Raw genomic sequence first — 1,542 nt, forward strand, 5'->3', positions numbered from 1 at the left:
GCTGACAACTGTTACCAATTTATTTGGAGCAGACATTTTATTGTGATGGATGGGTGGTCAATCCCCACGATACTCGCGGAAGTGCTTCAAATTTACGAGGCGATTTGTGAGGGGAAAAAGGTAGATTTAGCGCCCAGCATTCCCTACCGAGACTACATCGAATGGTTGCAAAAACAAGACGTAGCGAAAGCCCAGACGTATTGGCGGCAGGCGCTCGGAGAATTGCGATCGCCTACTTCCCTCACCAATTTAGATGCTAGCAGCGCCTCCAATTCCGAGGAAAAATACGACGAACAGAGAATCTATTTATCGCCAGAAACTACAGCAGCGCTGCAATCTTTTTCGCGGCAGCACCAGCTTACATTGAGTACGATCTTTCAGGGAGCATGGGCGATGCTGCTCAGTTACTACAGCGGCGATCGCAAAGTCGTCTACGGATGTACGGTGGCGGGACGCCCAGTAGAATTACTACAAGACGAGCCGCTAATTGGGCTATTTGTTAACAGCTTGCCCGTATGGATCGAGGTAGCTTCTGACCAATCTCTGCTAGTTTGGCTGAGGCAGCTTCAAGAACAATTACTGGAAATGCGCCAGTACGAGTGGAGTCCGCTAGTTGATATTCAAGGATGGAGTCAAGTGCCGCGAAGCAGGCCTTTGTTCGAGAGTATCTTGGTATATGAAAACGCGCCTGTGGATTCACTCTTGGAAAAATGGGAAGGCCGTCTAGAAATCTCGAACTCGACGATTTTCTCCAATGCGCCGAATTTTTACAAGACTAACTATCCCCTGACTGTTGCCGTGTATCCGGATCTAAAGTTCTGCATCGGCATCAATTACGATTTCCGCCGCTTCGAGCTAGCCACAATTACTCACATTCTGGAGGATTTCGAGAGATTAATTCAGGGGTTCTTGGCGCAACCAAACGCGCTCCTGAAGGACTTGCTGTTGCCGATCGATCGCGAATATCCCATGACGTTAAGTTTGGAAAAAGAAGTAACGTTTAGTTTTGAATTGTCCGCCGCGTAACTAACAAATTAACTAGAGTGAGAAAGTTGCCATGCATCGCATCGCCCTACAAAAGCCAAGTCAGTCAGCAAATATTTTTGAAAGTCGCGAGTCTAATGTCAGAAGCTATTGCCGAAATTTTCCTGATATATTCCATCGGGCAAAAGATTCTATCATATATTCCGAAACAGGAGCGGAATATATCGATTTTTTAGCAGGGGCAGGGGCGCTGAATTACGGACACAACAATGACTATATCAAGCATAAAGTAATAGCGTATCTGGAATCGGACGCGATCGCGCACGGATTAGATCTGCACACCTCAGCCAAAAAAGAATTTTTAGAAAAATTCTTTTCGTCTGTCTTAGAACCGAAAAAGCTGGATTATAAAGTTCAGTTTTGCGGCCCAACGGGAACGAATGGCGTTGAAGCAGCTTTGAAATTAGCCCGAAAAATCAAGAAAAGACCGGGCATTTTCTCATTCATGGGAGCCTATCACGGCATGACGTTAGGCAGTTTAGCTGCGACTGGCAATAT

Annotated in this window: 2 protein-coding genes; both read left to right on the forward strand. The window is 46.2% G+C overall.

Annotation, left to right across the window (positions count from 1 at the left end):
- The coding region (locus tag QUA38_RS27635) for a condensation domain-containing protein (RefSeq protein WP_333167533.1) at window positions 1–1,026 on the forward strand (1,026 nt) is incomplete at its 5' end.
- A 31-nt stretch (window positions 1,027–1,057) separates the two neighbouring features.
- Window positions 1,058–1,542: aminotransferase class III-fold pyridoxal phosphate-dependent enzyme (locus QUA38_RS27640; protein WP_333167535.1), on the forward strand; the 485-nt coding region annotated here is incomplete at its 3' end.

The sequence above is a fragment of the Microcoleus sp. Pol12B4 genome (genome assembly GCF_036701385.1).
In the GTDB taxonomy this organism is placed as follows: Bacteria; Cyanobacteriota; Cyanobacteriia; order Cyanobacteriales; family Microcoleaceae; genus Microcoleus.